Annotated in this window: 4 protein-coding genes; all 4 read left to right on the top strand. The window is 43.4% G+C overall.

Annotated features, from left to right (window positions below; all coding sequences use genetic code 11):
• Positions 1 to 983: YcjF family protein (locus B9J87_RS15790; protein WP_094151647.1), on the top strand; the 983-nt coding region annotated here is incomplete at its 5' end.
• Positions 984 to 1,105: 122 nt separating this feature from the next.
• The gene (gene tyrR, locus B9J87_RS15785; RefSeq protein WP_017047584.1) at positions 1,106 to 2,650 is read left to right on the top strand and encodes a transcriptional regulator TyrR; all 1,545 of its coding nucleotides are present in this window, start codon (positions 1,106 to 1,108) and stop codon (positions 2,648 to 2,650) included.
• Entirely contained in the window at positions 2,647 to 3,228 is a 582-nt protein-coding gene (gene rimJ, locus B9J87_RS15780; protein ID WP_017043610.1) for a ribosomal protein S5-alanine N-acetyltransferase, read from the top strand. Before tyrR ends, rimJ begins: the two co-directional genes overlap by 4 nt.
• A 65-nt stretch (positions 3,229 to 3,293) precedes the next feature.
• Positions 3,294 to 3,767 carry a DUF2947 domain-containing protein gene (locus tag B9J87_RS15775; protein WP_010320690.1) on the top strand — a complete coding sequence of 158 codons (474 nt, stop codon included), beginning with the start codon at positions 3,294 to 3,296 and terminating at the stop codon, positions 3,765 to 3,767.
• The last annotated feature ends 128 nt before the right edge of the window (positions 3,768 to 3,895 follow it).

The raw sequence follows: 3,895 nt of genomic DNA, 5'->3' as shown, positions 1-3,895 counted from the left end.
AACCACAACAGAAGAGTACGCCAGAGCTTACGGCTCAACAGCAATTTCAAAATAATGAAGCCTTCATTCCAATGCCGATCAGCAATGAAGAGAGTGCTGCGGAAAAAGAGTTGGAGCAAATTATTCGTCCACCACAAGGTCGGAAATGGCGAGCAGCGGCGTTAGTTATAAGCTTTGCAGGTTTAATCGGTTGGCAAGCTATCGATTCAGTTATCACGGCGATTCAATCAGCGGACTGGCTAGCATTAGGCTGGGCGGGATTTATTGCTGGTTTGGCATCGTTAGGCTTAAGTACCTTAATCAAAGAGCTGTGGAAGTTACGAGCACTTCGCCATCATTTTAGTATTCAAGAGCAAAGCGAACAGCTTATGCAAACCGACAGCGTTGGCCATGGGCTCGCGTTCTGCCAAGCTCTAGCTAAACAAAGTGGCATAAAAACCGAAAGCCCAGCCTATGATCGATGGTTAAACAGCGTCAATGCTTCACACAGCGATGCTGAAATACTCGATATGTACGATGCTATGGTGGTGAGTGAACAAGATAAACAAGCAACCAAAATCGTCTCACAATATTCAACAGAAGCGGCAGCACTAGTGGCAATTAGCCCTTTAGCCATCGCAGATATGTTGTTAGTGGCATGGCGTAATTTCACTATGATTGATCAACTGGCAAAACTGTATGGAGTGCCATTGGGTTACTGGTCTCGTCTCTCTTTATTTAAGTCCGTATTGATTAATATGGCAGCGGCAGGTGCCAGCGAACTCGCTATCGACGCCAGCATGGATCTCCTTTCTATGGATTTAGCTGGAAAAGTATCCGCGCGGGCAGGGCAAGGTTTAGGAGTGGGAATATTGACCGCTCGTCTTGGTTTGAAAGCCATGGCACTGCTCAGGCCGATGACATGGCAGCCAGACAGAAAAGTAAAATTAGGGGCGATTCGCAAACAGATCGTCGCAAGAATCGCCGCGCTTACGGTGAAATAAGCAACATTTATCAAATAATATGCCCGAATGTGAACCTCAAAACATGAGATAACTTGACGCCATACAAGGCTTGATAGAAACTACTGTCAACTTTTCCTGACACTTTTTATTAGGATTTTTAAGTGCGTCTTGAAGTCTCTTGTGAAGATAGACTCGGCCTAACCCGAGAACTGCTCGATATTCTTGCATCGAGAAACATTGATTTGCGTGGGATTGAAATCGATGTCATCGGCATTATTTACCTCAACTGCCCTGACATTGATTTTGAAACATTCAGTGAATTGATGGCTGAAATTCGCCGAATTTCTGGCGTAAAAGATGTTCGGAAAATTCAATTCATGCCCATGGAGCGGCATAATACCGAGTTAATTTCATTACTCAACAACGTGCCTGATGCGGTGCTGGCGATTGATCTGAAAGGGTTTGTTGATATGGCAAACTATTCAGCATTATCGCTGTTTAACAAAACAGAGAAAGAGGTGATAGGGCAGCCCATTTCGGCATTATTACCTTTCTTTAACCTATCACGCTGGCTTGAAGGCAACAAAGCACGACAACGTGAGGAGATCGTGCACGATGGTCTCGATTATCTGATGGAGATGATGCCTGTTTATATTACGGGTGAGTCGAAAGAATCCACCTTGGCAAGTACCATGATGATGATTCGTTCTAAAAGCCCTAGCGGCGTCGTCGATGATGCTTTGCCTTTACACAATAACCTTGGTTTTGAACATTTTGTCGGAGTTTCTAACCGCCATAAAGCGCTCATTAGCCAAGCTAAGAAGCTGTCAATGCTTGATCAACCTTTGCTTATAGAAGGCGAAACCGGAACGGGTAAAGAGATGTTGGCCAAGGCTTGCCATAATCGCTCTCACCGGGCCTCCTTTCCTTTCTTAGTTCTGAGTTGTGCTTCAATGCCGGATGATGTTGCGGAAACGGAGTTGTTTGGTCATGCGCCAGGGTCATTTAATCATCAACAAGGCCATAAAGGTATTTTTGAACAGGCGAATGGCGGCACCGTTTTTCTCGATGAAATCGGGGAGATGAGCCCTCATTTACAAATTAAACTACTGCGCTTCTTGCAAGATGGTACATTCCGCCGCGTTGGTGAGGAGCATGAAGTTCATGTTAATGTTCGTGTGATTGCTTCGACGCGTCACAAGTTGGCAGATTTAGCCGAATCAGGCGCATTTCGTGAAGATCTTTTTTATCGTCTGAATGTGTTAACTCTCCGTATTCCTACTTTGCGTGAGCGGTCTAACGACATTCAGCCATTGCTTGAACTGTTCGTGGCGAAACACATTAAGAAAATGGGTATGGCCAAACCACTACTAGCGGAAGATTTGGCGGATCAGCTTTCTCATTACCAATGGCCAGGCAACGTACGACAGTTGGACAACATGGTACTCAGGGCGCTAACGGAGATGTCTGATAATCAGTTAACCGTGGATCTCTTCCATCTGCCGCAGCTTGAAACCGTTCATACTGGCAATACTCATGTCAATCTTGATGGTTCATTAGATGACATTATGAAAGAGTATGAATCTCAAATTTTGGAACGTTTATATCAGTCTTTCCCTTCAAGCCGTAAGTTGGCTAAGCGTTTAAACGTATCACACACCTCTATCGCCAATAAGCTACGCGACTACGGAATTAGGAAAAATTGATGCAGTCATGCAGCACCTTGTCCCAAGTGTATGAAGTGGACAATGATATTTTAGTACGAACCGCAAAACTTGAAGATGCGGAGATGATCGCCGCCTATTTTACGAGTAATCGTGAACATTTACGGCCTTGGGAACCTAAACGAGAAGCGGCGTTTTTTGAGGCTCACGGTTGGGCACAGCGACTGATTAAACTTGGTGAGCTGCATAAAATGCAATTAGGCTATTATTTGCTCATTATCGATATTAACAGTGGTGATATGCTTGGCACCATTTCGTTCAGTAACCTCTCGCGCTTTCCATTTTATGCTTGTAATCTCGGTTATTCGTTAGCGAAGAATGCACAAGGTAAAGGCATCATGGGCCGTGCATTAAAAATGGCGTGCCACTACATGTTTAAGGTACAAAACCTACACCGTATCATGGCTGGTTATATGCCAATCAACAAACGCAGTGAAGCGGTGTTGATGAAAATGGGCTTTCAGGCCGAAGGTCACGCTAAAAATTATTTGCTCATTGATGGCCAATGGGAAGATCACAACCTAACAGCATTGGTTAATGCTGATTGGCGCCCAAGCTAATGGCTTATCGTTTTAAAAGTAAAGCGGCTATATTCACAAGTCAGCTAAAACATTAAGGAAATTCAATGTCGTATTTGCCTTTGGATCAATACCAAAGAAAATGGATTTTCACTCACCAATCAATGCCAGTTCCTGAGCAAGATCTGGTGCATATTAAACCCATGTCTCAAGCCAGAGCAGCTCAGTTTTGGCTGGAAAATATCAGTGCTCAAAGCCCAGATTCAGAGAGGTTAAGTTCTCAAGATTGGCCTCGTAAAGCAGGCAGTTGGATCAATGAAATCAGTTGGATGAAAGAATGGGAAAGTGACGATGAATCATTACCCGTTGATATTTTGGCCCATATTGATTGGCAAAATGACGTGACCGTTTATTTTTGTTATGAAAAGTACAATATTATCGAAACCCAATGGTCGGTATTTAAAAAATACTGGAAAAATTTCTTATTTTACGATGATGGACCAATCTTATTGGGGCGTCGCCGTGCTCAAGCGTTATGGTTTGGTTCAAATGGCAAAGTCAAATTGGGTAATAGAAAGTAACGAATAAACGAATAAAAAGCAGCCTAGGCTGCTTTTTATTCGTTCTACAGTACTCGAAAGTTATTTAATTGATACAAACTTTATAACATCACGCTACCCATTCTTTCCTATACTGATCATAAGAGATG

This window comes from Vibrio sp. V19_P1S1T109, assembly GCF_002241375.1.
In the GTDB taxonomy this organism is placed as follows: Bacteria; Pseudomonadota; Gammaproteobacteria; order Enterobacterales; family Vibrionaceae; genus Vibrio; species Vibrio anguillarum.
Note: the sequence above shows the minus strand (reverse complement) of the source record. Positions and strands in the feature narration are given on the sequence as shown.